Below are 25,706 nucleotides of genomic sequence, written 5' to 3'. Positions count from 1 at the left end.
TATAAATTGCGTGAATTTAGTAATTAAGGCCTTAAGAAAAAAAAGAAATCATGAGCAAATTGTCCCGCTTTGCAATCCTACAATCGTTTGCAGAACAAGAGCCTGAAAATCCTTTTAATTGGTATGCATTGGCTATAGAATTTATAGAGTCCGAACCAGAAAAAGCCCTAACCTATTTTGATAAACTACTAACTGAGCATAAAAGTTACTTACCAACTTATTACCATGCAGCTGCGCTCCTTGCAGAGTTTGGCCAATTAGAAAAAGCCAAAATAACCTACGAAGAAGGGATTGCCTTAGCAAAGAATCTTTCAGAAAACAATGCCTTAAGAGAATTGCAAAATGCCTATCAGAATTTTCTATTCGAATACGAGTAATCTCTCGCTGATCAAACGGATTTAACAGATTTAATACAGATTAGAAAGTTTAGACCTGGCAGGATTTGAAATCCTGCCAGGTCTTTACATGTAACAAGTTGTCACACTTGTCTTGTCACTAAAATCTAAATTTCCTCCCCTTGGGAACCTTATCTAGCATAGCGCTTTTTTGAATTGTAAAATAGAAGAATTTTGATTGAATAAACGGGTCACCTTTCAATTAGCTAGTTGAAAGAAAAACCCCGTGGAATCAAACATAACTCCGTTTGACACATTTGATGGTACTGGAACAGTGGGAATAAACCCGCCTCTTGAGTCAAAAGCAATTAAAGTTGCAGCTGCTCCGCTTCCAAATCGTAAAAAAACAGACCTTCTATTGATTGTACTAAATATATGTTCCCCAATTGGCAAACGATTCAAAATTATTGCTTCTGTTAAAACCTGTGATCTCATAATATCCTCCAGCCCCTCTTTCCCTAGTAAATTCAACAACCCTTCAAATCCATCCACATCCATCCTTTGGTAAAGATCTTGAAATGCATAAGACATGGGAGTAAAAAAAGTGATACTATTTAATTGTTCAACGTAATCCATAAACTCAGGCAAAACCTCAACGACAGCAATCATATCTAAATTTCCAGAGTTATTGATAAACTCCCTAACAGTGGGATGATTATCTTCTGCTAGAAGGGTAGGCAATGAATCCTCACTAGTATCACAGCTGGTAAGAATAATCAAAATAAAAATGTGAAATACGAAGCTTGATCTTTGAATAGCCATAACTATCTGATTTTATAAGATATGTATACCGTATTATCAACCAAATAGTTACATAGTATGTGCAGTTTTTAAAGGAATTAATTTTCAATTTTTTTTAAAATCAAACATTGACTCTTTCATAAATCTTGTTTCTTTATTTTGATTCTAGTTGTTGCTTTCTAAAATCTAACTTAATATCTCTAGTTTTCTGAACGATCTCCTTTGGGTAGCTTGTTAAAGAAAATGTATGAAACCTCATGGGCCTTGAATCCATGAATTATCTCAATAATGGAAAAGAGAAAAAGAGTAGTTGTAGGCTTATCGGGAGGGATGCATCACTTTAGAGTATCTTTGAATACAATACATATGACATCTATTTTCTTACCACAATCTTCCCCATCTGATTCCCTGCTTTCATTCGATCAAAAGCCTGCATTGCTTCGTCTAATGTAAAAACTTGGTCGATAACTGGCTTAATTTCGTATTGATTGACAAAGTTTAACATGCTTTCAAAATCTTGATCTGAACCCATGGTCGAACCGATGATCTGCAATTGATTCCAGAATACTTTGCGTGCGTCAAAACCTGTAGGATTTCCCTTGGTGGCCCCGTAAAAAACAATTTTTGCTCCCGGATTTGCTACTTTAATCAAATTATTAAAGGTATCACCCACTGCAGAATCAATGATTAAATCGAAACCACCACTTACCTTTAGAGCTTCCTTCACCCAAGCATCATCGGTGTAGTCGAAAGCTGCTTTTACACCGAGTTCCAAAGCTTTTTGACGTTTTTCTTCACTGCTACTGCTGACATATACTTCTGCACCAGCTGCCAAAGCAAATTGTACGGCAAATTGGGCTACTCCCCCGCCGAAACCGGTCACTAATACCTTCTCCCCTTTTTGAAGTCTGCCTTGAACAAGTAATGCGCGATAGGCAGTCAATCCTCCCAAGGGTAAGGCTGCAGCCTCTTCCCAGTTCATATGAGTTGGTTTCGGATGCAGACGATCAGCTTTCACTTTGATAAATTCAGCTAAAGTACCATTATCCGGCATTCCCAATATTTTATAATCTTTGACCTGAACCCGCTCGTCGGAACCCCAATTCAAGGAAGGATTGATGATTACTTCTTTTTCTAACCAGGAATTATCTACTCCATCACCAAGTTCTGTTACAACACCAGCTCCATCCGAACCTAAAATCACTCCATCCTTTAAATTTGGATACAAACCTTGTCTGCACCACTCATCCCGATGGTTCAATGCTCCGGCTTTAATTGCAATTAACACCTCGCCTGAACCGATAATTGGTTTTGGTACATCTTTTATTTCTAACTGATTGGCTACACTTCTGTTTAGGGTTACTGCTTTCATGGATTTTTTTTAGTTTTGTAAAGAAAAGCAAGATAGCAAACGGTTTAGTTTAAAAGATATAAATTCTCTAAAAAGTATATCACTCATGTAGCGTACAGAGCGAATTAGATGCAGAATTTCTTCGCTGATAAATTAGATATCTTTAATATCTTAAACTTTAGAAAAATGCTATTGATACTTACCTTAAATCCTGTAAAGTGAAAATCCTTCTGTTACTTATAAATCTCAGAAATAAAAAAGAGACTACGATTGAAGTATACAGCAAAGTTTTTCAGGAATCAAAAAAAATCTACTTGTTGCTTACTAGAATCACTCCATGCTTTTAAAAAAACTTCCTTATTTTCTTCTTCCCATTTGGTTTTGCATTGTAGTTTCATCGTGTAATAAAGAAGATAAAGACCCTTCCGGTAGGTCGGAAATACCTCCTATTCCAGACTTGAGTCAGCTTGAGTTTAGAATAGATGGCCACCAAATCTTCAGAAACTCATTTCCAGTGGTTTACCAAGGAGTTAATGCAATGCAAACATTTGGGCTTACAGATCCTTCTCCTATGAACGAATGGGGAATTAAGATTGTAAGGGAATTTATCGGGAATTTAAGAGAGCAACCCATAGACGGCTTTCCCATCCAAGGCAGTGATGGAGTCTGGTATCATCCACTACAAACGATAGTAAACCAAAATAGAGCCAACCAAAAAATCACTATCCTCTGTCCTTTTGGTTGGGTTAATGATCAAGGTAATCAAACTTTGTTAACGGGGTTAAACCCTTCTTCTCAAGACTTTTTCCATGACTATCAAACAAAGATGAAATTAATTGCAGAACATTTTAAAAATCAGCCTGATGTTTGGATTGAAGTATGGAATGAGCCTTATCATTGGAATAATGAAAACAGGTATTCTCATGAACTATGGCTGAAAGACATGTCTGATATGGTAGATAATTTGAGGAGAGTAAATGGCTTTTACAACATTATACTCGTACCGGGAAATGAACAGGGACAATCTGAGAGTGCTATTTTAGAAAAAGGAAAGCAGCTTCTGAAAAATAGATACAATATTTTATTTGATATTCACGCTTATGAAAAATGGTTAGAAAACTCAGATTCCAATAAGATTCAAGAACGCCTAGCAGAGTTACAAAATATGGGTTTCGCATTTATAATCGGTGAGGTCGGTGTATTGAATATAGGTTCAATAATGCCCGTAGATCATTTTTTGGAAGCGGCTGCTGCTTCACAAGTTGGGGTACTTGCATGGCTTTGGAATAGAAATAGCCAATATCCAAATGCCTTATTAACGGATGAAGGCGAGCCCAATGCTGATCAAAACAATAATTACTGGGGAACCAAATTCAAAAATTTTTTACAACAAAATTAATCTTCATTTCTAGAGCTATATCAGCCAATCAATCAATTCGCTATATACAGCCAAGACACTTCGTCAAAATTGCCTAATTACTAATCATGCGATAGATAAGTTAATAGCATCTCAACATCTTTAAGAGATCAATCGGGATTTGCTTATTTCACGCAACTTTACACTAGGATAAAAATATCCCGTGAATTCATTCACCTGCAAACCACAGTCAAATGAAAAGCATTCACAAAGGAGCCATGCGACCAAATTTTCCCATTAAATTTCAGTATCTTCTGCTAGAACCCCAACTTCGTGTAATTCGTGACATTGGTGCCCTCCCTTGACTTGTGCTGCCCATTCAGGGCAGAGAGGTGGGTGGTTAAACCATTTTGATCTCCATGGGTTGGGAAACCCATGGTTACTATTCTTTTGCCCCTTCAGGGCAATTATACCCCTTATCAATGATTTTATCAAACCGCTTCTTTAAAGCCATTTCATTCGTGAAATTCCTGCCATTAGTGGACAGCCCCAAGGGAGCTACGCGACCATTTTCCGCGGATTTCTGCGTCTTCCGCGCTTTCCGCGAGACACAATTTGCGCCAGCAAACCCATCTGTGCCAATCTGTGAAATCTGTGGACAGCCTTTAGGGAGCCATGCGACCATTTTTTCCAATTTCCTTCCGCGGCTTCTGCGCCTTCTGCGAGCACCTTTTAGAAAGGCGCTGGTTCTCCGCCCCAACCTCCTGCAAGCGGATCATCTCCATTGGCTTTGCTTTGCAGTCGGATGGTATTACCCGATTCAAAGTCTCCTGAGGCTGCACTTGGAAATTTAGCTCCATAAGCAACATCCTGTGGCTTGTATGGCACATTCATTTCTAGGTCGGTAAACTTCGTGTATTTACCGATGAAGCGGAGTTTCACATTTTCTAAAGAGCCATTTCTGTGCTTGGCGATGATAACTTCACCCACTCCCATTGTGGAATGCCCATCCTCATCCTCCGTAATACCATAATATTCAGGTCTGTACAAGAACATAACCATATCGGCATCTTGTTCGATGGCTCCCGATTCCCTCAAATCAGACAACTGTGGGCGCTTATCTCCTCCTCTTGTTTCCACAGCTCGAGACAACTGTGAAAGTGCAATCACCGGCACACTCAATTCTTTTGCTAGTTTTTTCAAACCTCGGGAAATACTGGCAATCTCTTGTTCACGGTTACCTCCTCCGCCACCAGACTTTGAGTCACCTGACATCAGCTGCAAGTAGTCAATTACAATCAGCTGAATGTCATGCTGAGCTTTTAGCTTTCTACATTTTGCACGTAACTCCAAGATAGATAAAGCAGGTGTATCATCTACAAAAAGTGGTGCTTTAGACAACTTCCCTGTTTTATGCACCAACTGTTGCCACTCATACTCAGCCAAGGTGCCTTTTTTAATTTTTTCTGAATCCAGTTCAGCCTCCGAAGAAATCAAACGGTTGACCAACTGAATGGATGACATTTCCAGCGAGAAAATAGCTACTGGTCGCTCATGATCCACAGCAGCATTTCTCAATACAGAAAGAACGAATGCCGTCTTTCCCATCGCAGGTCGGGCCGCAATAATGACCAAGTCGGATTTTTGCCAGCCGGAGGTCACTCTATCCAAGGCTGTAAAACCACTTGGAACACCTGTCAACCCATCTTTCTGACCTTTTTTGGCTTCCAATTCCAAAATAGCTTCCTTCATAATGGAACGCATATCAGAATAGTTTTTCCGGATATTTTTCTCCGAAATTTCAAAAAGTGATTGCTCCATTTTATCCAGCAACTCAAACACGTCTGTCGTATCTTCATACGCATCCCGCTGAATTTCAGAAGCAATACTGATCATTTCCCGCTTCATGGACTGCTCCATGATGATTCGGGCGTGATATTCAATGTTGGCAGCAGAGGAAACCCTCGATGTCAGTTCGGTGATAAAAAAAGCTCCACCAGCTAGTTCCAATTTACCCGTCTTGCGCAACTGATTGGTGACCGTCAGCATGTCAATCGGTTGGGATTCTGAAAACAAATCTAAAATTGCTTGATAAATTACTTTATGCGCTTCTTTGTAGAAACTTTCTGTTTTCAATAAGTCCACTACATTGGTCAATGCCTCTTTCTCCAACATCAACGCACCCAACACAGCCTCTTCCAAATCAAGGGCCTGTGGGGGTAATTTTCCTAAATTCGTGTTTAAATCGGGTTTTTTCCTACCGATGACTCTATCTCTAGAACCGGGATTATTCTCTGCCATATAAACAAAAGTACTTCCTTTAACTCAATGTTTTTGAACAATTTACCCACGAGATATCCACATTTCTTTCAAATCCTTGAAAATCATAGGCTTCTCTCAGGGGAAAAGTTTCCTAATTTTTCAACGCTTTCTATCACTGCTTTAGTACCTTTGAATATTCTTTCGCATTATGAGTAAACAGTATCATTTTATAGCCATCGGTGGTGCGGTGATGCACAATTTGGCGCTTTCCATGGTTCAAAAGGGCTATGAAGTCAGTGGTTCGGATGACGAAATCTATGAACCTTCCCGTACACGCTTGGAAAAAGCAGGCATTTTACCTGCTGCAAAAGGCTGGTTTCCGGAAAAAATCCATCAAAAGTTAGATGGAATCATCCTCGGAATGCATGCCCGAATTGACAACCCAGAACTTCAACAAGCAAAAGCTCTGGGGATTCCCGTATACTCGTTTCCTGAATTTATCTATCAACAAAGTCAGGATAAAAAGCGCGTGGTCATTTCTGGAAGTCATGGCAAAACAAGCATCACCTCGATGATTTTGCATGTACTTCAGTTTCAACAAATGGAATTTGATTACTTGGTGGGTGCGCAATTGGAAGGATTTGATTTGATGGTGAAGCTATCCAATGCCCCGATCATCATTATAGAGGGCGATGAATATTTGACATCGCCGGAAGACCGAAGACCCAAATTTTTCCACTATCATCATGATATTTTGCTGATGAGTGGCATTGCTTGGGATCACTTTAACGTATTCCCAACCTTTGAAGGATATAAAGATCAATTTAGGCAACTGATTGCCATGACACCTAATGAAGGTGTTTGGATTTATTGTGAAGAGGATAAAGAAGTCAAAAGTTTGGCGGATGAACTCCCTCAAACCCTTTTCACTAAAATCCCTTACGGTGTTCATTCCAACCGCATCATTGAAGGAAAAACCTTCATTCAGACCTCCGAGGAAGAAATTCCCCTGCAAATATTTGGTGACCACAACCTTCAAAACCTATCAGGAGCCCTTCAGGTTTGTCTGCAATTAGGTTTGACCGAAAGTCAATTTTATCAGGCAATTTCTAGCTTCAAAGGCGCAGCCAAAAGACAGGAGATTTTAGCCAAATCGGATCAGGCTATTTTATTTAGAGATTTTGCTCACGCTCCATCCAAGCTACAGGCAACCGTTCAAGCTGTAAAAAATCAATATCCTGAAAGACGATTGATTGCCGTACAGGAATTGCATACCTACAGTTCGCTCAACAAAGATTTCATCCATAACTATGCGCACACCTTTGATGCGGCTGATGAGGCTATTATTTATTTAAACCCAAAAGCTGTATCTTTGAAAAAACTGGAATTGATGGATTTAGCAACTCTTCAAGAAGGGTTCCAACGAACAGACTTGAAGCTTTTTACAGATATCCAGGAATTAAAATCCTTTTTGGAAAGCCAAGACTATCATCAAACCAACTTATTACTCATGAGTTCGGGTAATTACGATGATATGGATCTCCAAACCATCAAAAAGAAAATCGAACAAACGAATTAAGACATGAATTTGAATATCAAAACCCCCATTGCTTTTTTTGACATCGAATCTACGGGAACGAATGTTTCTACTGACAGAATCGTCGAAATCTCCATTTTAAAAGTTCATCCGGGAGGAAAAGAGGAACTGAAAACAGAATTAGTCAATCCAACCATACCCATTCCCGCCGAGACATCTGCTATTCACGGGATTTACGATAAGGATGTAAAAGACAAGCCTACATTCAAAGACCTTTCCAAGGAATTACATCAATTTTTGGCTGGGGCTGATTTGGCAGGATTTAATGTGTTGAAATTTGATATTCCTTTGCTAGTTGAGGAGTTTTTGAGAGCAGGAATTGACTTCGACATTGAAAAACGAAATATCCTCGATGCTCAGAAAATTTTCCACATGATGGAAAAACGAAACCTATCCGCCGCCTATAAATTCTATTGCGGTAAATCTTTGGAAAATGCGCACAGTGCTGAAGCAGATACCGTGGCAACCTATGAGGTTTTCAAAGCACAGATTGAAAAATATGTGGGAGAAACAGCGGAAGACCTCCTCGGAAACAAGATTGGTGTTTTTGAAAACGACATGAAGAAAATCCATAACATCCTCAATGAGAAAATGGTGGATTTGGCAGGTCGATTTATCTTCAATGAAAAAGGTGAAGAATGCTTCAATTTCGGCAAACACAAAGGCAAGACAATTGAACAAGTGTTGAAGGAAGAGCCTTCTTACTATGATTGGATGATGAAGGGGGATTTCCCTCTCGATACCAAACGTAAGTTCACACAAGTGAAGCTTCGGGCCTTTAACAATAGGTAATCTGATTTTACTAAAATAAAATGTCTTCCTATCTGAATGGCTCATAACCACGATTACTGGAAGACATTTTTTTATCTAGCTTATTGTATTTAACGCTTTACATACTTTTCAATCAATCGTTCCGCACATCGTTCTCCATCCATGGCTGCGGAGACTATTCCACCAGCATAACCTGCCCCTTCGCCGCAAGGGTATAATCCTTTAATGATGGGATGTTCGAATGTTTCCCTATCCCTAGGGATTCTGACAGGAGAAGATGTTCTGCTTTCTACACCTATCAATTGAGCTTCATTGGTCAGGTAACCTTTCATCTTGCGACCAAAAGCCACCAATCCTTGCCTTAAGCGCTCCGCAATCATCTTTGGTAATACTGCATGCATATCTACCGAAGAAAGTCCCGGCTGATAAGATGTATCCAGTAAAGAATCGCTGACCTTTTTGTTGGTAAAATCAACCATGCGTTGGGCAGGCGCTACTTGCGTCTCTCCTCCCATTTTCCAAGCTTTTTGCTCCACTTCTGCTTGAAACATCATTGCTGCCAAGGGCCCATAGTGTGCATACTGAGGCAAGTCTTCCAATTCCACAGCCACGACCATACCCGAATTGGCATACTTGCTATCCCTTCTACTTGGGGACATGCCATTCACAACCAACTCTCCTGGAGCAGTGGCTGCAGGCACTATAAATCCACCGGGGCACATGCAAAATGAAAATACACCTCGTTGCTTGCCCTGATATTCCGTTTGTTGTACTAATGAGTAGTAGGAAGCTGGTAAATATGGCCCTCTATCCACTTCGCAGTGGTATTGAATCTGATCTATTAGATTTTGTCTATGCTCGATGCGTACTCCCAATGCAAATGGCTTGGCTTCTATCAAAATCTGCTTTTGATGGAGCAAATGAAAAATATCTCGAGCAGAATGGCCAGTCGCAAGGATTACACCTTTACCAAGAATTTTTTCTCCATTTTGAAGAACAACCCCCTTCATTTCATTTCCTTTCAAGATGAAATCCACCACCTTGGTATCAAATAAAACCTCTCCTCCTGCTTGGAGAATTGAATCTCTCAGTTCAGCTACCAATTTGGGCAATTTATTGGTCCCGATATGGGGATGGGAGTCTACCAAAATCTCCTCGGTTGCCCCATGTGCCACAAAAATCTCCATGATGCGGCGGATATCCCCTCTCTTTTTCGAGCGCGTATATAGCTTTCCATCAGAATATGTCCCAGCTCCTCCTTCTCCAAAACAATAATTGGACTCAGGATTGACAATATGATCTTTGTTGATCGCTGCCAAATCCCTTCTGCGAGCACGAACGTCTTTACCTCTCTCAAGCAATATAGGTTTGACACCCAGTTCTATCGCACGCAGAGCAGCAAACATCCCAGCCGGCCCTGCTCCTACAATAATGATCGGTTCTGCATTGCTGACATTAGGGTAATCGTTATGAAAAGTTAGCATGGGCTCAGGAGCTTCCTTCACAAAAACTTCTGCACTTACATTTATTTTCACCTGCCTTCCACGAGCATCAATTGATCGTTTTACCTGACGGGCATAAACATCTGATTCTAACAAAGATATGCCAGCAGCTTTCAAAGCAGCTGCTTTAAAAAGCTCCTCCGTATACGCCACCTCTGGCGTCAGTTGTAATTGAATTTCTTTTTTCATAAGTAAGGTGTCTATCCTTAAAGTAGTGTACTAGTAATTGAGTGATTAGTGAACAGTTAATAGTGCATAGTGAACAGTTTGGTCCACAGTGCTTTGTCGTCAGTTAACGGTTTAGAATGAAGAATTATTAATTCCAATCTGATGAATCAGAAAACGACAATTGTCAAAATCTTAATTCCCTTAATTCCTTAATGGTTTTTATTACCCTTTGTCACGTCCTGAAATTTCTTGACACATTTTTCATTGTTTTTCTTTTGTTTTCAATCTTCTTAAATGCCTCATAGCCCAAGTAAGGAGACCTGTCAAGGCCGGAGCGCAGCGACGTTTATATAGCCTTGACAGGTTTCTGTCTTGGGCTACTTTTGCGTTTGAGAGATGAAAACACTGACAATCTCTTGTGCACATTGCCCGGTGTTTCCATGCCAAGAGACATATGAGGACGTTTCTCATTATATGCCCACACTGCATGTTTTACCGCTGCATAAGCTTCATTTAAATTTTTAAAGGTAGAATCTAGCAGATATTCATTCTTTAGTATCCCATTCACCCTTTCAGCCATTGCATTATCATAGCAGTTCCCTGCCTCTCCCATACTTGACTTTATTCCTGACTTTTTCAGCAGATCCGTGTAAGCCTTGCTGCAGTACTGGAAGCCTCTATCAGAATGATGGATAAGTCCTTCACTTACCCCACATTGACCGATAGCCATATTCAGCGCCTCAACAGCCCACTTTGACTCAAGAGTATTACCCAAATACCAACCTACTATCTTTCTGCTATAAGCATCCGTAATCAGGAAGAGATATCTAAACGAGTCTCTAACACGGATATAGGTAATGTCAGATACCCAGGCTTGATCAACTGTACTCCATTCTTTTCCATTGAACAGATCATTGTATTGACTGTATCTTGCAAATGATTGAGTAGTAACAACATACTTCCGCTTTGGCTTAATCAGCAGTCCTTCAGAGCGTAACAAATCAAAGAGCTTATCTCTACCCAGCTTAATACCAAACTTATCAAGATCGGGGCTTATTAGCTTATATAGTTTCCTGATACCCATCCTTGGATGAATAATCCGATGGTCCCGAACTAAGTCTAACACTAAACCATACATAGCTTCTTCTCTATGCTTTCTTTTTGTCCAGTCATAATAAGCAGCTCGGCTGTATCCAAAGTATGAGCAGCATGAGAACAAACTCATCCCTTGCTCCCTTTGAAAGACTGACCGCTGCCAAAGTTTTTTTTTAAATCTGTCTTGTACTCCTCATTAGCAACTTTTATCAAAGTCTCCAGCATATGATTAGCAACTACAGTATCAGCTAAAGCTGCTTTTAGCTTCCTGTTTTCTTCTTCAAGTTCCTTAAGTCTTCTCTTTTCGTCCACAGTTTCTATCCTGATAGTTTTGTTCAACAAATGATTCCTGCCAAATGAGCGAGCCCATTTCTGGATCGTCTCGGCTCCTCTAATATCGTACTTCTTTTGAAGTTCAGAAAAGGAGCTACCTTTTTCCAACTCCTCTACCACATGCTTCTTAAAGCTAATACTGTACCGTTTGAACTCTCGAACACTTTTTGTCATCTTTTTCCCGTTTATAGTTTGACTTCTTTTGTCAAGCTATTTCAGGACATGTCACATGTCACTTGAGTCTAATCTCTCGCTTCTAATCTCTCGCTTCTAATTCTCCATCATTCCCGAAAACCTCCTTCACAACCCATCCCTTGCCCCATTCATCCATATCTTGTTGGGTCCAAAGTTCGGGATAAAAGATCACTTTTTGGAAACGGGGAGGCAAGTATTTCTGCCAGTTGGTACCGCCTGTTGCTGCTATATCTTGAGGATCCCGCTGCAGGTAACGAACAGCCGATTTGTAATGCGCCAAGGGCCAGAATACATTGGCTTTCAGATCCAAACTCTTCATCAACTCTTTCAGCTCCTCATCTTTATCAGCACATTCCAAATATTTTCTCCAAATATTTTTATCGCTATACAGCGTAATCAATTCTTTCAGTTCCTTTCCATACTTTTTTTCAAAGGTTTTCAAGGTCAAGGTCTTTTGACCTGTGGCCAATTCTTTGGCTCCATGCTGCCAATAGAGATTATCAAACAAAATGGCCACATCCGACTCCTTCGATAGCGCATCTCTCCTATCGATGTGAATCAACTGATGCACATCAGCAGACTGAATTTCCAAGACACGGTATTGCGCACTTTGGAAACCACTGGATGGCAGCAAAGACATTCGGAATTTCAGAAACTGCTCTTTTTCCATCCCCTTCCACATCACCGCAAAAGAAGAAATCAGCTGATCAAAATACATCAGGACACGCTCCAAGCGTGACTTAAAGAAATCGGCATCAATCTTTTCTTTATCAGCGATTTGCTCCAATTCCCAAATAATGAGCTTGAAGTACAATTCCGTAATCTGATGGTAGATAATGAAGATCTTTTCATCCTTGAAGGAAGTTCGCGGCTGCTGCAAAGAAAGGAGAATATCCAAATTGATATAATCCCAATAGGTCATATAATCCGCATACAAGAGCCCTTCCAAGTAAGAAGAGAGGTCTTGGCCTGAGGCTTTAAATTTCTCCTGAAGTTGCTCTATCTTCTCTAAAATGTGTTTTGGGGTTTGTGCTGGGTTCATGTGCTAAATTTAATGAGCGCTACGGTAGTATTTATCAGCTCTTTGTATTTATTTCAAGTCTTGAAAGCGACTTTGTGCGCAAAAATCCGTTATAATTAGCAATAAACCAAAAACTGTTATGGAACAGCTGACAGCAGTACACAAATCATCCAAGCAAGATACGTTTGAGGGGGTAGACTTTTATCAAGTGGATGATTTATTGACCGAAGAGCATTTGCTGATTCGTTCGTCTATCCGTGATTTTGTCAAAAAAGAAATCAGTCCATACATTGAGGATTGGGCACAGCGTGCGCATTTTCCCTATGAAATTGTCAAAAAATTTGGAGATGTAGGTGCTTTTGGACCACAAATCCCTGCTGAATATGGTGGAGGAGGTCTGGATTACATTGCGTATGGTTTGATCATGCAAGAAATTGAGAGAGGAGATTCTGGTATGCGCTCCACAGCCTCCGTTCAGGGTTCCTTGGTAATGTATCCAATTTATAAATTTGGCTCAGAAGAACAAAAACACAAATACCTACCCAAATTGGCATCCGGAGAAATGCTGGGATGCTTTGGCTTAACTGAACCTGACTTTGGTTCAAATCCATCCGGCATGGTCACCAACTTCAAAGATATGGGCGATCATTACTTGTTAAATGGAGCCAAAATGTGGATTTCCAACTCTCCTAAAGCGGATATTGCAGTCGTTTGGGCGAAGAACGAAGCGGGTAGAATCCATGGATTAATTGTAGAAAGAGGCATGGAAGGCTTCTCAACACCTGAAACTCACGGCAAATGGTCGTTAAGAGCTTCTGCAACAGGGGAATTGGTTTTTGATAATGTGAAAGTTCCTAAAGAAAACTTACTTCCCAACAAAAGTGGACTCGGTGCGCCTATGATGTGCTTGGATTCGGCACGTTATGGTATCGCCTGGGGTGCAGTAGGTGCAGCAATGGATTGTTATGAATCTGCTAGAAAATATGCAGCAGAAAGAATTCAATTTGACAAACCTATTGGATCCTTCCAGTTGATTCAAAAGAAATTGGCAGAGATGCTCTCCGAAATCACCAAGGCTCAATTATTGAATTGGAAATTGGGAAAAATGATGAATGAAGGAAAAGCAACCACCGCTCAAATTTCCCTTGCCAAAAGAAACAATGTAGCTATGGCCTTGGATATTGCCCGGGAAGCCCGTCAAATCCACGGAGGTATGGGAATCACAGGGGAATACTCCATGATGCGTCACATGATGAATTTGGAATCCGTGATCACCTACGAAGGCACTCATGACATCCATTTGTTAATCTTGGGACATGAGATTACAGGTATTCCAGCATTTAAATAGAGACAAGAACCTCGATATGGATTGATGACTCACCAACGGTGCCGAGGCACCAAAATTAGATGCGAGAATTACCAGCTATAAGGTAGGAGTTAAACACAAGAGGTAAGAACCTAGACCGCTTAGGAGTAGCTATCCTTGGCGGTTTTTTTGTTTAACACAAGTCAAAAAAATTCTAGCGGAGTTAACGTTAAAATATTTATTGAAAAATATAAAATTCTTTGTCTGCTGTACTACCCATTCATCTTCGCCATCATACTCCTCAAAACACTGGGAATCAGACGTGAAATAGCATATATTACTTTCCCATGGCCTGTGATGACCACCATCTTTTTACGCTTGTAAATTGCTTGAAGCATCGCTTTTGCTGCCTTATCCGTAGGCCACATCAGGTTGGCTGGTCTCGGGTCCTTGGCTTCTGGGTGGAAGTTCCCCTCATTGTCTATTCTTGTAATATTGCTGTCCACAAAACCTGGGTGAATGGTGGTACAGGACACACCCGAACCAAGTAATTCTGATTGCAAGGTTTCTCCGATATTATGTACGGCTGCTTTACTGGCGCCATAGGCACCTAGATTAGGATTAGGGACAAAAGCCGCCACACTGCCTATCAAAGCAAGCCTCCCCTTGGATTTTCGGAGTTCGGGGAGCGCATACTTAGCTGTAAGCGCAAGTCCTGTTACATTGAGCCGCAATTGCCGATCCCATTCTTCTGCAGAAAGCTTTTCAATCTTCCCCATCACCCCTCCACCGGCATTGGCAATACATACATCCAATTTACCGAAAGTGTCAATGATTTCATCAAAGCACTTTTCAATGGATTGTTCTTCCATCACATCGCAGAAAAAAGCTTGGGCTTTGCCTCCTTCCTGTTGGATTTCTTGTACTAGTTTTTCCAGTAATTCCTTTCTTCGTGCAGAAGCTGCAACGATTGCACCTTCTTTTGCAAATGCTTTTGCCAGATGAAAGCCAATTCCTGAAGAGGCTCCAGTGATCCAGATGGTGTGGTTTTCGAATTTCATGGCTGTGATTTTAAAGCTTGAATTATAGAAAAATCATACTCAGATCGCTCTGGTTTCCATTCATATAATAAATCCTACTCAAAGCGTAAGTAACAATTAAAATTCCTTATTTTTAATCAATAACCAAAATTAAAAGTATGAAAAAAATAATAACCCTCACTTTATTTGGATGTTGGATAATCATGCTGTTCAGCATGTCTGTCACATTCGCTCAAGAAAAAAGCAAGCTGAAATTGGAGCAGTTTTTCGATGTTATTAGTGTAGCAGATCCTCAAGTTTCCCCAGATGGTAAGGAAATTATTTATACCAGAGGCTGGGTAGATAAGGTAAACGATACCAGAAAAAATGAATTGTTCATCATGGATGCTGATGGGAGCAAAAATAGGTTTTTCACTAAAGGCAGTTCTCCTGCCTGGTCTCCAGACGGCACAAGGATCGCATACATGTCTTCAGGCGAGCCGAGTGGAAGCCAAATTTTTGTAAAGTATAAGAATACCGAGGGAGCCACGCAGATCACCCGTGTTGAAAAAACACCTTCCAATATGAAGTGGTCACCTGATGGGAAATTCATCGCATTCAACATGCTCGTTCCCTACACTGAGCCTTGGAGCATCAAAATGCCTGAGCGACCAAAAGGCGCTAAATGGACCGAAGGACCTAAAGTGATTACCCAGTTGAATTACCGACGTGACAGAGTTGGCTTTCTTGAAGAGGGTTTTACTCATATTTTTATTGTACCGGCTGAAGGTGGAACTCCCCGGCAGCTGACGCAAGGAAACTATAACCACAGCGGTGTAGAATGGAGCCCCGATGGCAAAGAAATACTATTTACAAGTCTTAGGGTTGAGGATGCGGAATACGAATACAGACAATCCGAAATTTATGCTGTCAATGTAGAAACAGCTGATATCCGACAGCTGACCAAACGAAACGGTATTGATAGATCTCCTGTAGTTTCCCCTGATGGTAAAAGAGTGGCTTATGTTGGCTACGACTGGACAGATGATACTTTTATTGAAAACAAGTTGTACGTAATGGACATTGATGGAAAGAATCCAAGAGAATTGGCGGTTGATTTTGACCGTTCTCCATCAGGTATGTTTTGGGCATCAGATAATTCAGGAGTTTATTTCAATGCCGATTATAACGGAACCAGAAACCTATATTTTGCGCCCTTGCGGGGGGGACATAGGCAAATCAGCCAAGGCAATCACATGCTGACTGTTTCAGAAATCAACAGGAATGGACTGGCCGTGGGAGTATTGACCGATTACCACAATCCTGCAGAGATTATATCATTCCAGGTTACTAATCCGAATATCAGAAAATTAACCCGATTGAATGATAGCATGTTGAAAAATGTACAATTGGGGGAAGTCGAAGAACTTTGGTATAAATCAACCGATGATTTTGACGTTCATGGATGGATTGTCAGGCCGCCTGACTTCGATCCTTCCAAAAAATATCCATTGATTTTAGTAATTCACGGTGGTCCTCATGCCATGTATAATGTAGGCTTTAATTTTACCTGGCAGCACCATGCAGCCGAAGGCTATGTGGTATTGTACACTAATCCCAGAGGCTCTTCAGGTTATGGATCTGTCTTTGGCAATGCCATTAAAAACGACTACCCTGGAAAGGACTATGATGATCTGATGAATGGCGTGGATGAAGTAATCAAAAAAGGATATGTCGATGAAAAGAACCTATTCGTCTATGGCGGTAGCGGTGGCGGAGTATTGACTTCGTGGATTGTAGGCCATACTGACCGATTTGCTGCAGCATCAGTCAATTTCCCTGTGATCAACTGGCTTTCCTTTGTTGGGAATACAGATGGGGTAAGTTGGTACAAAAATTTCAAGGAATACCCATGGGATGATCCAAGTGAGCACATCAGAAGATCTCCATTGATGTATGTAGGCAATGTCAAAACACCAACCATGTTGATGTGTGGAGAGGATGATTTGAGAACACCCATTTCTCAGACCGAAGAATTTTATCAGGCCTTGAAAGTATTGAAAGTTCCTACTGCCATGATCCGTTTCCAAAACGAATACCATGGTACAGGCACCAATCCTTCAAACTATCTGCGTACACAATTGTACTTGTATTCTTGGTTTGACAAGTATAAAAATAAGTGATCAATGTTGATTGAAAGTTAGCAAATCAGAAAATCATAATTCCAAATAAACGGGGCTGGCATTACTGCTAATCCCGTTTATTTTTTTCGTAAAAGAATTTTACAGATTTCTTTTTGTGAAAGCGTTGATGCAAACTATTATAGTATATGATTCTCTACCATCCATTGAATGCAAAAATTTAGAATTCATAAGTTATTTATTTTCTATGCGAATGTATTTCCCCATAGGTCAATAACCTCCACAACCACTCCAGCTGCCCAAATCTATATTTGCTCAACCACCACTGACTAAAAAGAATTTGCGAACCAAAAATGACAAAAACCAATAGGATGCCCTGCCATACTTCCAACTGCCCATACAAACCAAATCCGACGGATCTAAAAAGAAATAAGGCAATCACAGAATGGGAGATATAATTCGTCAGCGCCATACGACCTACAGCTGAAAATCCTGAAAAGAGTTTCTGGAAATTACCTCGATTATACATCAAAATAAAGCCTGATACATACGTGCACATCATGATGATGCCTCCTAAAATCCCAGCGGTCCTTCCAACAAATGCCCAATAATCCAATGCCCCAGGGGTAGCATTGGCAAGTGATAGCAAGAGCACCAAGTTAAGTAAGACCCCAAAGGGTAGTGAAAGCCAGAAGGCTTTTTTGATTTGAGCCATATATGCTCCAGTATTGGCAAAAAAACCAGATCTACCAATTAACAATCCCAGTAAAAACATCACCATGCAGGTGGGATAGAAAACCACAATTCCAGACAATAGGAAAAGCCATTGTTCAATATTCATCTGAATAACTTCACCGTAAGAGCCAGAATAGTATACTTGATAAGCTCTTTGGACTAAATCTTGGGTTGCTAGCAATTGCTCCTGACTTCCTTTCTCCATTGCTTGCAAGGCTTCTGGGTTGGATGTTAAAAGTTGAGGCAACATGCTTATCAGGCCTACAAAAACTATGGGAATCAATAAGAAAACAATCATCCATACAATAATTTTCCTAGTTGAAGACTTTCTAAACAAGAGTAATAAGAACCCAAAGAGTGCATAGTAAAAAAGAATATCCCCTTCCCAAATCAATGTAATATGTAAAATGGCAACGATCAACAGCCAGAAAAGTCTTTTTCGAAATAAGTGGATATTCTGCTTGCTTACCTCACCGTCTTTATGAAGGAAAATATAGAATCCAAAACCAAACAGGAGGGAAAACAATACAAAGAATTTCCCTGTGAAAAAGAAGTAAATAAAACCATTGGAAAGTATCTCCATCGTACTATCTCCAAAAGAAGGCAACATGATCAATTCCACTGCTGGTTTGAAAAAAGCAGGCATATTGACCATCAATATTCCAAAGATGGCGAAACCGCGAAGGGAATCTACCAGTTCAATTCGATTTGAACTTGAAATGGGTTGTAGTGGATTCATTTTTGAGTATTTTGACAGATAAGAACTATTGGATTTGAGCAATGACTTCTAAAGTGCGAAAGATTTCTTCCTCGTTGTTGATCAGACTAGGTGCAAGGCGAGCATATGATGGCCTATATGGTGTAGTACTGGCATTAATTCCTGCTTTGTAAAGTGCCTTTTCTACCTCCCACGGCTTCAATTCTTTGTAATCAAAACATATCATACCAGATGAAAGCTCCGGAGACAAGGGCGTATACAAACTTACTCCCCTAATATCTTTTAATCCCTCCTTTGCAAGTGTGTTCAATTCATGAATTCTTTTTTGCACGTTGCTCTTTCCCAATTGAAGATGAAGTTTGAATGCCTCAGGTAACGCCCAACGGTGATCAAAGGCATAAAAACCACCAGGAGTCATGTGATCACCCATTGGCACCCTTTCCTGAGCCATGTAGCCCAGCCATACCCCATAAGACTGCCCGAAACTAGGCACCACTGGATTGCAGCGGGCCCAGCCACGGTCACTTCCCCAGATCAGTCCGGTACCACGGGGGCCAAATATCCATTTGTGGGTACCGGCAATAAAAAAATCACAGCCTAAGCTTGATATAGCTATATCCTCAATACCAAAGCCATGTACACCGTCGACCAAAAAGAGGATCTGATCAGCGTCAGAACGAGATCCGTTCAGTTCAGCGAGCATTTCCCCTATTGCTGGAATAGGTAATTTGACCCCGTTCTTGGAATGTACCCATGTCATAGCAACAACCCGAGTGGAAGGACTTATCGCCGCTTTTAGTCTTGATAAGATCTCATCCACAGAAGCATTGGCAGAATTATCATATAGGGCTACTTTGCGCAGCTTTGCACCTGAACGCTCAGCACTATAGTGCAATGACATTTCCATAGCGTAGTGGTCGTGTTCACTATGCAAAATCTCGTCATCCGAATTAAGAATGAGACCATTGGCCACCATTGCCAATCCCATGGTTGTACTATAGGTCATTGCTATTTGAGTGGTCTTGACACCCATGTACTCCGAAGCCATTTTCACAACTTCATCCTCCATTTTTTGCGAATGCACATAGTAGTAATCTACCGGGTCAAGGTCAAATGCCTCTCGATGACGCTCGATTGCGTCTGCAACCGGCTTGGGATGGGAGGACAGCAGGAAGGTGGCCAAGTGTATAAAGTCCGGTCGAAGTTTGAACATTTTTCGCAAGCCAACCCAATCCCCACTGTTAAGCGGGCCATTTTCACTTTTAGTTGTATCTGTAATTAAAGCAGAGACAGAAGTCCCCATTAAAGGAGTAGTGACGAAAGGTAGAAAGCCGCCACTTGCAAGCATGGCAGCTTTTGTTAGATATTCGCGTCTATTCATTGTTTAACTATTTTGGCGGTTTTTTTGATGTCTTTCTTTACTTCCTTTGTGTATAAGCGCTGCGTCCGTTGAGTTACATTTGTTGCTCTCGCCGCGTGAAACTCTTTTCCTAAATTTCCCTGAAATCCAGTAAGCCCACAATACCCTAATGATGTGATCAAAGCTTATTCATTTAAGGATTCAACGCAATTAATCGCTTCTCAATCTCCCGATTACATGGATAGATATCCAAAGCTTTTTGGTAGTAAGTAATTGCATTTATTGTATCCCCTTGCATCAAAAATACTTCCGCATAGCTATCCCAAACATTTTGGCTGTGAGGAAAAAGTCGGTTATTGAGCTCCAGAACCTGCATGGAATTTTCAATATCATTTTCACCCAAATAACTGTATCCAATATCATTCACCAAAAACTCCAGACCTGTTAGGTTGTATTTTCCTGAAAGGCTGTCCAGTTTGCTTTCCAAGGCCAACAAGTCACCTGGCATATTTCCCTCCGATTGCAAGGCTATAATCAATTGGTAAATAGTTGGCAAAGCTGCTTTTTCTTTGGTATGATCGAGCATTTCATCCAATGCTTTTCGGTCAAATACTTCCCCACGGAGTATCACAGTTTCTATTTCCCGAATGGCATTGATATCATCCAAAGGGTTACTATTCAAAAGGACCAAACTTGCCAATTTTCCTTTTTCAACACTTCCAATTCGATCATTATTCATGACTTTAGCCGGATTGAGTGTGGCTGTTTGTAGCGCCTGTAATGGCGTCATGCCTGCCTGCACGTAGAGTTCCAATTCATCATGCATACTAAAGCCAGGAAAGGCCCAAGGATTGGGATAGTCGGTACCTGCGATGATTTGGGCTTTATTTTCAATCAGGATGGTTAAAATCTGAAAGTCATTTTGATACAATTGCTGCATTATCTCTAAGCTCGGCATCATCCGTTGGCTTCCCATAGTCCTTCTAGGTTTCCAATCCTCAGTCATATAATCAGGCAAATACGAAACCCTAGGGTCTGATGTGAAAACACTATCCTGCATAGATCTAACTCCTCTGTTTGTAACCATGGTTGGTGAAAACCAATGTTTTGATAAGTCCAATTTTTGAAGCTTTTCTTCCATAACTGAAGAATCAAAAAATTTCAGTCCTTTCTGTAATGCTTCAATTCGATTACCAATCTCAAATAAACTATCTACTTCCTTCAATTCACGTTCGGAATAACCCAACTCCTGCAACCCATAAAGATGTTCAGAGGTAAGCATCCCTGCATCAAGCGCATCTGCGATTCGAACCATATTGGGAACATGACCTGAAAATGGCAGGCCCAATTCAGTTGCTGTTTTTCCAATGGCAAAAAAGCAGGCACTATCTAACCTAGAATAAACCTTGATAAAATCTGCACCCTGAGCGACCTGACAGCGGACAAGTGCTTCCGCTTCTTCGGGAGTTGTCACCTCGGCCGAACCTGGCCAAATCCTAGGTGCTCCATCTGTCAACACTCCGGAAGAATAGATATCGATAATAGGCTTACCGGAGGCTCGTTCTTCATTCATTTTCTTTCGGATGGCCATATCACCCCACATTTCCCTAGCTCCCACTACGCCATTGGCTACTAAGAGGTCGTTGGTATCTTCATAATTCCAATTGTTATGCACATGCATATCCCAAAGTCCAGGGATCAGGTATTTGCCTGTACCATTTATCACTTCAGTTCCTTCTTGGGGTTTGATAGTTTTGGTATAAATGGCAGTGATTTCATCACCATCAATGGCGACTGTTCGGTTAGGGAGAATTTCTCCGGTAACTACATCAATGACATTGACATTGGTGATCAATAGGTCATGGGAAGGACTGGAACAAGCAAAAATGATCCAGCCTAAGAGAGTGAAAAGTGTGAGGTTCTTCATGGTTTTTTTTTAGTTTCACGCAACGAACGCAAAGGAAAGCGCGGCGAACGCAACGAAAATTCTTAAAATCTTGCTACTTCAATGGCTAAATATACGCTGCGCCCATTGCGTGAAAATCGCTGCGTGCTTGGCGTGAAACCATTCCCCTAAATTTCCCTGAAATTCATCATGCCCACAATACCCTAATGATGTGATAGATTTCACAAAAAGCAATTCATCATAAATGCCTTAGAAATAATTCTTTCCAAAACTCAGTAGATGGTAATGCAAAAGTCAAAATCATGGAAAGTGTCAAGGCTAAAAATCCCCATAGAGTATAAACTGGAATTTTTCTGGCTTTAAACCAATCATGAATCAGAACGGCAACAGGAAACATGAAATAAACGGTCACGGTACCTTCTATAAACAAAGAAGGGGATGACCATTCCATCAATCTGCCAGTGGCAGGACCTGTAAAAGCCATAGAAGCAAATAACATCATGGTTCGGTGCAAACCTTTGTTGGTTCGATTGAGGAAACCAATTGTTACCATGATTGAAAAAGTGATCAACGCAAAAATATCATTGGTCCATTGTATGTTCTGAAACCAAACCCGATCAGGATTATCGACATTCAGAAAACCTAGCTCCACCATGCGTGGAGCAAAGCCCATCATCACAGGAATCGCGGAAATGACTGCCAGTATAGCTATCACTCCCAATCCCCAACCCAGCCGCTTATGTAATTGGATGTTTTTGGTATTTACCAAAGCCGATTGCACCACCAATAATACATACCACAGCGTCATCAAAATGCCATGCAGCATAAACTTGATGGGCAACGTATCCATTTTTAAATGGCGAGGCTGTTCAAAAAATGGCCTCAAATAAAACCTAGGACCAAAACCCAACAAAACAACCAGCAAAAGCAGGATGATGATGATCAGGTAGAAGCGTGTGTGGTGTGGTTTCATTTTAATTTTGTTTAGTAGATAACATTTCAAAAACCTGCACCCATTGATCGCCTATGTTCATTTCTCCTTTTTCAAAGATTTGTCCCTGCCCATTCACCTGCATGGAGAAACGTAAATTTTTATTCATGAAATATATGAATTCACCATCCTCAAAAGCGCCTGAATATTCACCCTCAGGAGTCATGGTAGAGTAAACTCGAAGCAGAAAGTTATTGACTTTTGCATCATAAGTTCCCAAGATCATACTTTGATGGTGAGTTTCTCCTTTCACTGTTGTTGTATTTTCCAACTGAAGCAGTCTTCCATCCAGTTTGAATTGGATGTTGTAGGCATGATGCCATTCGGTTTTTTGCCCATCCTCTGTCAATCGCCAGCCGATTCCTTTCCATTGGCCGATAAAGGGTTCCCAATGGGACATTCCTGATGGATTTTTAGATTGTGAAGCATCAGACTGTGCAAAGCCATAGCTGAAAAACAAGAAGAGCAGTAGGGTTGAAAATAATGATTTCATAGTTTATAGATATTTTATTTCACGCATACCTTGTCCGGAACTTTTGGAGAACGCGGAGATTTTAAAACCCGACCGTTGCGATGGTTGCGTATTTCTCGTTGCGCTCGTCGCGTGAACCAACTACCCTAAATTTCTATGAAATCCCGTGAGCCCACAATACCCTAATGATGTGATCAAAGGTTCTATGAATTTATTTGACGGATTGCAAATCCTATTGATCTGTGGTTCGACATTGCAAATGTCGAACAGCTGGAATCCAATTTTAAAACTATAACTAGTGATTATGATACATACAGGGTATTCTTGCAGCTAGGGTTACAGGTTCCTTGGTCTTGTATTTCTGTCCAAATGCTACTGGTTCATCCAGTTCTTTGATCCATCTTTCTACAATATTGTAACAAGGGTAAATCTCCAAAGACTTTTGAAAGGCAGTTCTAGCCAATTCATTTTCCTTGCAGTATTTATAAATCTCCCCGGCGAATGCTACTGCATAAACAAAATCAGGATATAAATCTATCGTAAGTTTAGCCATGGCTTTTGCTTCTTCCTTTTTGTCTTCCATGTAAAATTTCCATCCTGAAGAAAGCAACATATTCCACCTCACAGGAAAGGCTTCATCAATGATATCTTTACCTTCAATAAATGTGACTGCACGGTAGATTCTATTCCATCCCTTTCAAAACGGGGAGCAAACCAATCGTAAATATGCTTTGTCTTAGCTTTCTGTTTAACTTTATCAAGCATACCATCCAAATGTGAACGATTCAAGTGCTTACCTCTTAAGACTACAGCGAAAATATCCTGAGTATTGTGAATATCATCCAGAGGGTTAGAATTTAACAGTACTAAATTTGCATATTTCCCTACTTTCACCTCCCCAATTTTGTCATTCAGCATAAATTGAGCAGGGTTGATCGTGGCAGTTTGTAAAGCTTGGAGAGGGGTCATTCCCAACCGGACAAATATTTGTAATTCTTCCTGCAAACTGAATCCCGGATAAATGTATGGAATAATGTAATCCGTTCCAGCTAAGATTTTAGCTTCTGAACTGATCAACATTTTGATGTAATTTTCTTTCTCTTGTACATACTGTTTATCCTCTTGGAATTTGATGCTGTCTGGCTTGGAAGTTTTATACATAGGATTTTCCAGCCAAAAATCATTTGGAGATCCTGAGTGATGTCTTTCAATGACCGATATATATTCATTTCTTGGATCAGCCTCCATATTCGATTTGAAAACTTTTTGAACACCAAAAAGTGACACATAAGTTGGACAGAACCAAATGTCTTTCCCACTTAGTTGGGCTAGTCTACTTTGGGCCAAAGTTGAGTCTTTATTGTTTCGGATATATACATATGATTCAGTCCATTTCTTTTCTTTCCGGAGATGGACAACTATATCCACTTGTTCAGCACTTAGGAAAAGGCTTTCCATTCCATACAAATGATCATCCATTCGTTGGCCAGCTTCAACGGCCTCTTCTAATGTAACCGCAGTAGGAACATGCCCTGCTGCAATTACTCCTAGCTTTTGAGCTTCATCCATTAAAGCCAAGTAAACTTCTTTTTTTAAACCACTGTAAGGTTTTATAAAATCAACCCCATGCTGCATTTGACAATTGACCATAGCCCTGGCCTCCTCTGGGGTATCCACCTCAGCCGAACCATACATGCTGGGAGATCCATCTATCAAACTTCCTGAAGTGAAGATTTCTACACCATAGTGAATTCCCTTTTTATTTTCTTCCCGTAATCGCTTGGCTTGTTGCGGGTCTCCCCAAGGATCTCTTACACCAAGTACGCCGTTAGGTATCAAAAGCAGGTCATTATCCCTTGGATACCAATGGTGATGCGCATGCATATCCCAAAGTCCCGGAATCAAGTATTTACCTGTTCCGTCCACTACCTCTGTTTCCTTTCTTGGCTTTATAGCTTTAGCATAGATGGCAGTAATTTCATCCCCATTTATGGCCACAGTACGATTAGAAAAAACTTCTCCCGTGACCACGTCTATGACATTGACATTGGTAATCAGTAGATCATGGGAAGAACTGGAACAGGCAAAAATAATGCATCCTAGGGTAGCGAAAAGTAGAAGCTTTTTCATTTGGCTTTTGGTTTTGGGGTTCACGCGGACCTTGTCCCGAGCATCGGGAGGGCTCAAAGGAAAGCGCGGACCTTATCCCGAACTTCGGGAGAACGCTGCTGGTTATAGACATAATCCCGTTGCCATCGTTGCGTTAAATC

General features: G+C 40.7%; 21 protein-coding genes. 6 read left to right on the top strand and 15 right to left on the bottom strand.

All coding sequences use genetic code 11. The annotated features are described in order from the left end of the window. The first annotated feature begins 50 nt into the window (after positions 1-50). Positions 51-377: a tetratricopeptide repeat protein gene (locus ACXIUD_RS15320; RefSeq protein ID WP_458053520.1), complete on the top strand. Its 327-nt coding sequence runs from the start codon at positions 51-53 to the stop codon at positions 375-377. Between the two features lie 216 nt (positions 378-593). Here ACXIUD_RS15320 and ACXIUD_RS15315 read toward each other — a convergent pair whose 3' ends face one another. Both ACXIUD_RS15315 and ACXIUD_RS15310 read right to left on the bottom strand, forming a co-directional pair. Beyond that, complete coding sequence (locus tag ACXIUD_RS15315) at positions 594-1,157, bottom strand: hypothetical protein (RefSeq protein ID WP_458053519.1); 564 nt, start codon at positions 1,155-1,157, stop codon at positions 594-596. A gap of 352 nt (positions 1,158-1,509) precedes the next feature. Continuing rightward, positions 1,510-2,508, bottom strand: coding sequence for a zinc-binding dehydrogenase (locus ACXIUD_RS15310; RefSeq protein ID WP_458053518.1), 999 nt, complete (start codon positions 2,506-2,508; stop codon positions 1,510-1,512). Positions 2,509-2,824: 316 nt separating this feature from the next. Here ACXIUD_RS15310 and ACXIUD_RS15305 point away from each other — a divergent pair, with 316 nt between their 5' ends. Continuing rightward, on the top strand, positions 2,825-3,886 hold the full coding sequence (locus ACXIUD_RS15305; RefSeq protein ID WP_458053517.1) for a cellulase family glycosylhydrolase: 1,062 nt from the start codon (positions 2,825-2,827) through the stop codon (positions 3,884-3,886). 690 nt (positions 3,887-4,576) lie between these two features. Here ACXIUD_RS15305 and dnaB read toward each other — a convergent pair. Further along, positions 4,577-6,145, bottom strand: a complete 1,569-nt coding sequence (gene dnaB, locus ACXIUD_RS15300; protein ID WP_458053516.1) for a replicative DNA helicase — start codon at positions 6,143-6,145, stop codon at positions 4,577-4,579. A 169-nt stretch (positions 6,146-6,314) separates the two neighbouring features. On the opposite strand from dnaB, the gene ACXIUD_RS15295 reads away from it, so the two are divergent. Both ACXIUD_RS15295 and ACXIUD_RS15290 read left to right on the top strand, forming a co-directional pair. Then, positions 6,315-7,685, top strand: coding sequence for a UDP-N-acetylmuramate--L-alanine ligase (locus ACXIUD_RS15295; RefSeq protein WP_458053515.1), 1,371 nt, complete (start codon positions 6,315-6,317; stop codon positions 7,683-7,685). 3 nt (positions 7,686-7,688) lie between these two features. Continuing rightward, positions 7,689-8,495 (top strand): exonuclease domain-containing protein, encoded by an 807-nt coding sequence (locus ACXIUD_RS15290; RefSeq protein ID WP_458053514.1) that lies wholly within the window; start codon positions 7,689-7,691, stop codon positions 8,493-8,495. Positions 8,496-8,584: 89 nt separating this feature from the next. Here ACXIUD_RS15290 and ACXIUD_RS15285 read toward each other — a convergent pair whose 3' ends face one another. The 4 genes from ACXIUD_RS15285 to ACXIUD_RS15270 form a co-directional block, all read right to left on the bottom strand. Then, positions 8,585-10,165, bottom strand: coding sequence for an NAD(P)/FAD-dependent oxidoreductase (locus tag ACXIUD_RS15285; RefSeq protein WP_458053513.1), 1,581 nt, complete (start codon positions 10,163-10,165; stop codon positions 8,585-8,587). A 325-nt stretch (positions 10,166-10,490) separates the two neighbouring features. Further along, positions 10,491-11,369, bottom strand: coding sequence for an IS3 family transposase (locus ACXIUD_RS15280; RefSeq protein ID WP_458053512.1), 879 nt, complete (start codon positions 11,367-11,369; stop codon positions 10,491-10,493). Further along, positions 11,366-11,746, bottom strand: coding sequence for a transposase (locus ACXIUD_RS15275; RefSeq protein ID WP_458053511.1), 381 nt, complete (start codon positions 11,744-11,746; stop codon positions 11,366-11,368). Before ACXIUD_RS15275 ends, ACXIUD_RS15280 begins: the two co-directional genes overlap by 4 nt. Positions 11,747-11,828: 82 nt before the next feature. Further along, a complete protein-coding gene (locus ACXIUD_RS15270; protein WP_458053510.1) occupies positions 11,829-12,809 on the bottom strand; it encodes a tryptophan 2,3-dioxygenase family protein in 981 nt (326 codons plus the stop codon). Positions 12,810-12,927: 118 nt separating this feature from the next. On the opposite strand from ACXIUD_RS15270, the gene ACXIUD_RS15265 reads away from it, so the two are divergent. Further along, a complete protein-coding gene (locus tag ACXIUD_RS15265) occupies positions 12,928-14,136 on the top strand; it encodes an acyl-CoA dehydrogenase family protein (protein ID WP_458053509.1) in 1,209 nt (402 codons plus the stop codon). Between the two features lie 230 nt (positions 14,137-14,366). Here the strand turns inward: ACXIUD_RS15265 and ACXIUD_RS15260 are convergent, their stop codons facing one another. After that, positions 14,367-15,155, bottom strand: coding sequence for an SDR family NAD(P)-dependent oxidoreductase (locus tag ACXIUD_RS15260; RefSeq protein ID WP_458053508.1), 789 nt, complete (start codon positions 15,153-15,155; stop codon positions 14,367-14,369). A 137-nt stretch (positions 15,156-15,292) separates the two neighbouring features. On the opposite strand from ACXIUD_RS15260, the gene ACXIUD_RS15255 reads away from it, so the two are divergent. Further along, a complete protein-coding gene (locus ACXIUD_RS15255; protein ID WP_458053507.1) occupies positions 15,293-17,296 on the top strand; it encodes a prolyl oligopeptidase family serine peptidase in 2,004 nt (667 codons plus the stop codon). 196 nt (positions 17,297-17,492) lie between these two features. Here ACXIUD_RS15255 and ACXIUD_RS15250 read toward each other — a convergent pair whose 3' ends face one another. The 7 genes from ACXIUD_RS15250 to ACXIUD_RS15220 all read right to left on the bottom strand — a co-directional run bounded on the left by ACXIUD_RS15250 (position 17,493) and on the right by ACXIUD_RS15220 (position 25,566). Further along, a complete protein-coding gene (locus ACXIUD_RS15250; RefSeq protein WP_458053506.1) occupies positions 17,493-18,728 on the bottom strand; it encodes a DUF418 domain-containing protein in 1,236 nt (411 codons plus the stop codon). A 25-nt stretch (positions 18,729-18,753) separates the two neighbouring features. Beyond that, positions 18,754-20,088, bottom strand: a complete 1,335-nt coding sequence (locus tag ACXIUD_RS15245) for an aminotransferase class V-fold PLP-dependent enzyme (RefSeq protein ID WP_458053505.1) — start codon at positions 20,086-20,088, stop codon at positions 18,754-18,756. Between the two features lie 172 nt (positions 20,089-20,260). Then, positions 20,261-21,994, bottom strand: a complete 1,734-nt coding sequence (locus tag ACXIUD_RS15240; RefSeq protein WP_458053504.1) for an amidohydrolase family protein — start codon at positions 21,992-21,994, stop codon at positions 20,261-20,263. Positions 21,995-22,211: 217 nt separating this feature from the next. Beyond that, the gene (locus ACXIUD_RS15235; RefSeq protein ID WP_458053503.1) at positions 22,212-22,946 is read right to left on the bottom strand and encodes a hypothetical protein; all 735 of its coding nucleotides are present in this window, start codon (positions 22,944-22,946) and stop codon (positions 22,212-22,214) included. Position 22,947: 1 nt separating this feature from the next. Beyond that, on the bottom strand, positions 22,948-23,457 hold the full coding sequence (locus ACXIUD_RS15230) for a hypothetical protein (RefSeq protein WP_458053502.1): 510 nt from the start codon (positions 23,455-23,457) through the stop codon (positions 22,948-22,950). A 274-nt stretch (positions 23,458-23,731) separates the two neighbouring features. Beyond that, on the bottom strand, positions 23,732-24,019 hold the full coding sequence (locus ACXIUD_RS15225; protein ID WP_458053501.1) for a hypothetical protein: 288 nt from the start codon (positions 24,017-24,019) through the stop codon (positions 23,732-23,734). 38 nt (positions 24,020-24,057) lie between these two features. Beyond that, positions 24,058-25,566: an amidohydrolase family protein gene (locus ACXIUD_RS15220; protein ID WP_458053500.1), complete on the bottom strand. Its 1,509-nt coding sequence runs from the start codon at positions 25,564-25,566 to the stop codon at positions 24,058-24,060. Positions 25,567-25,706: the final 140 nt, after the last annotated feature.

This window comes from Mongoliitalea sp. (genome assembly GCF_054166905.1).
This window is presented reverse-complemented; position numbering and strand designations above follow the sequence as displayed.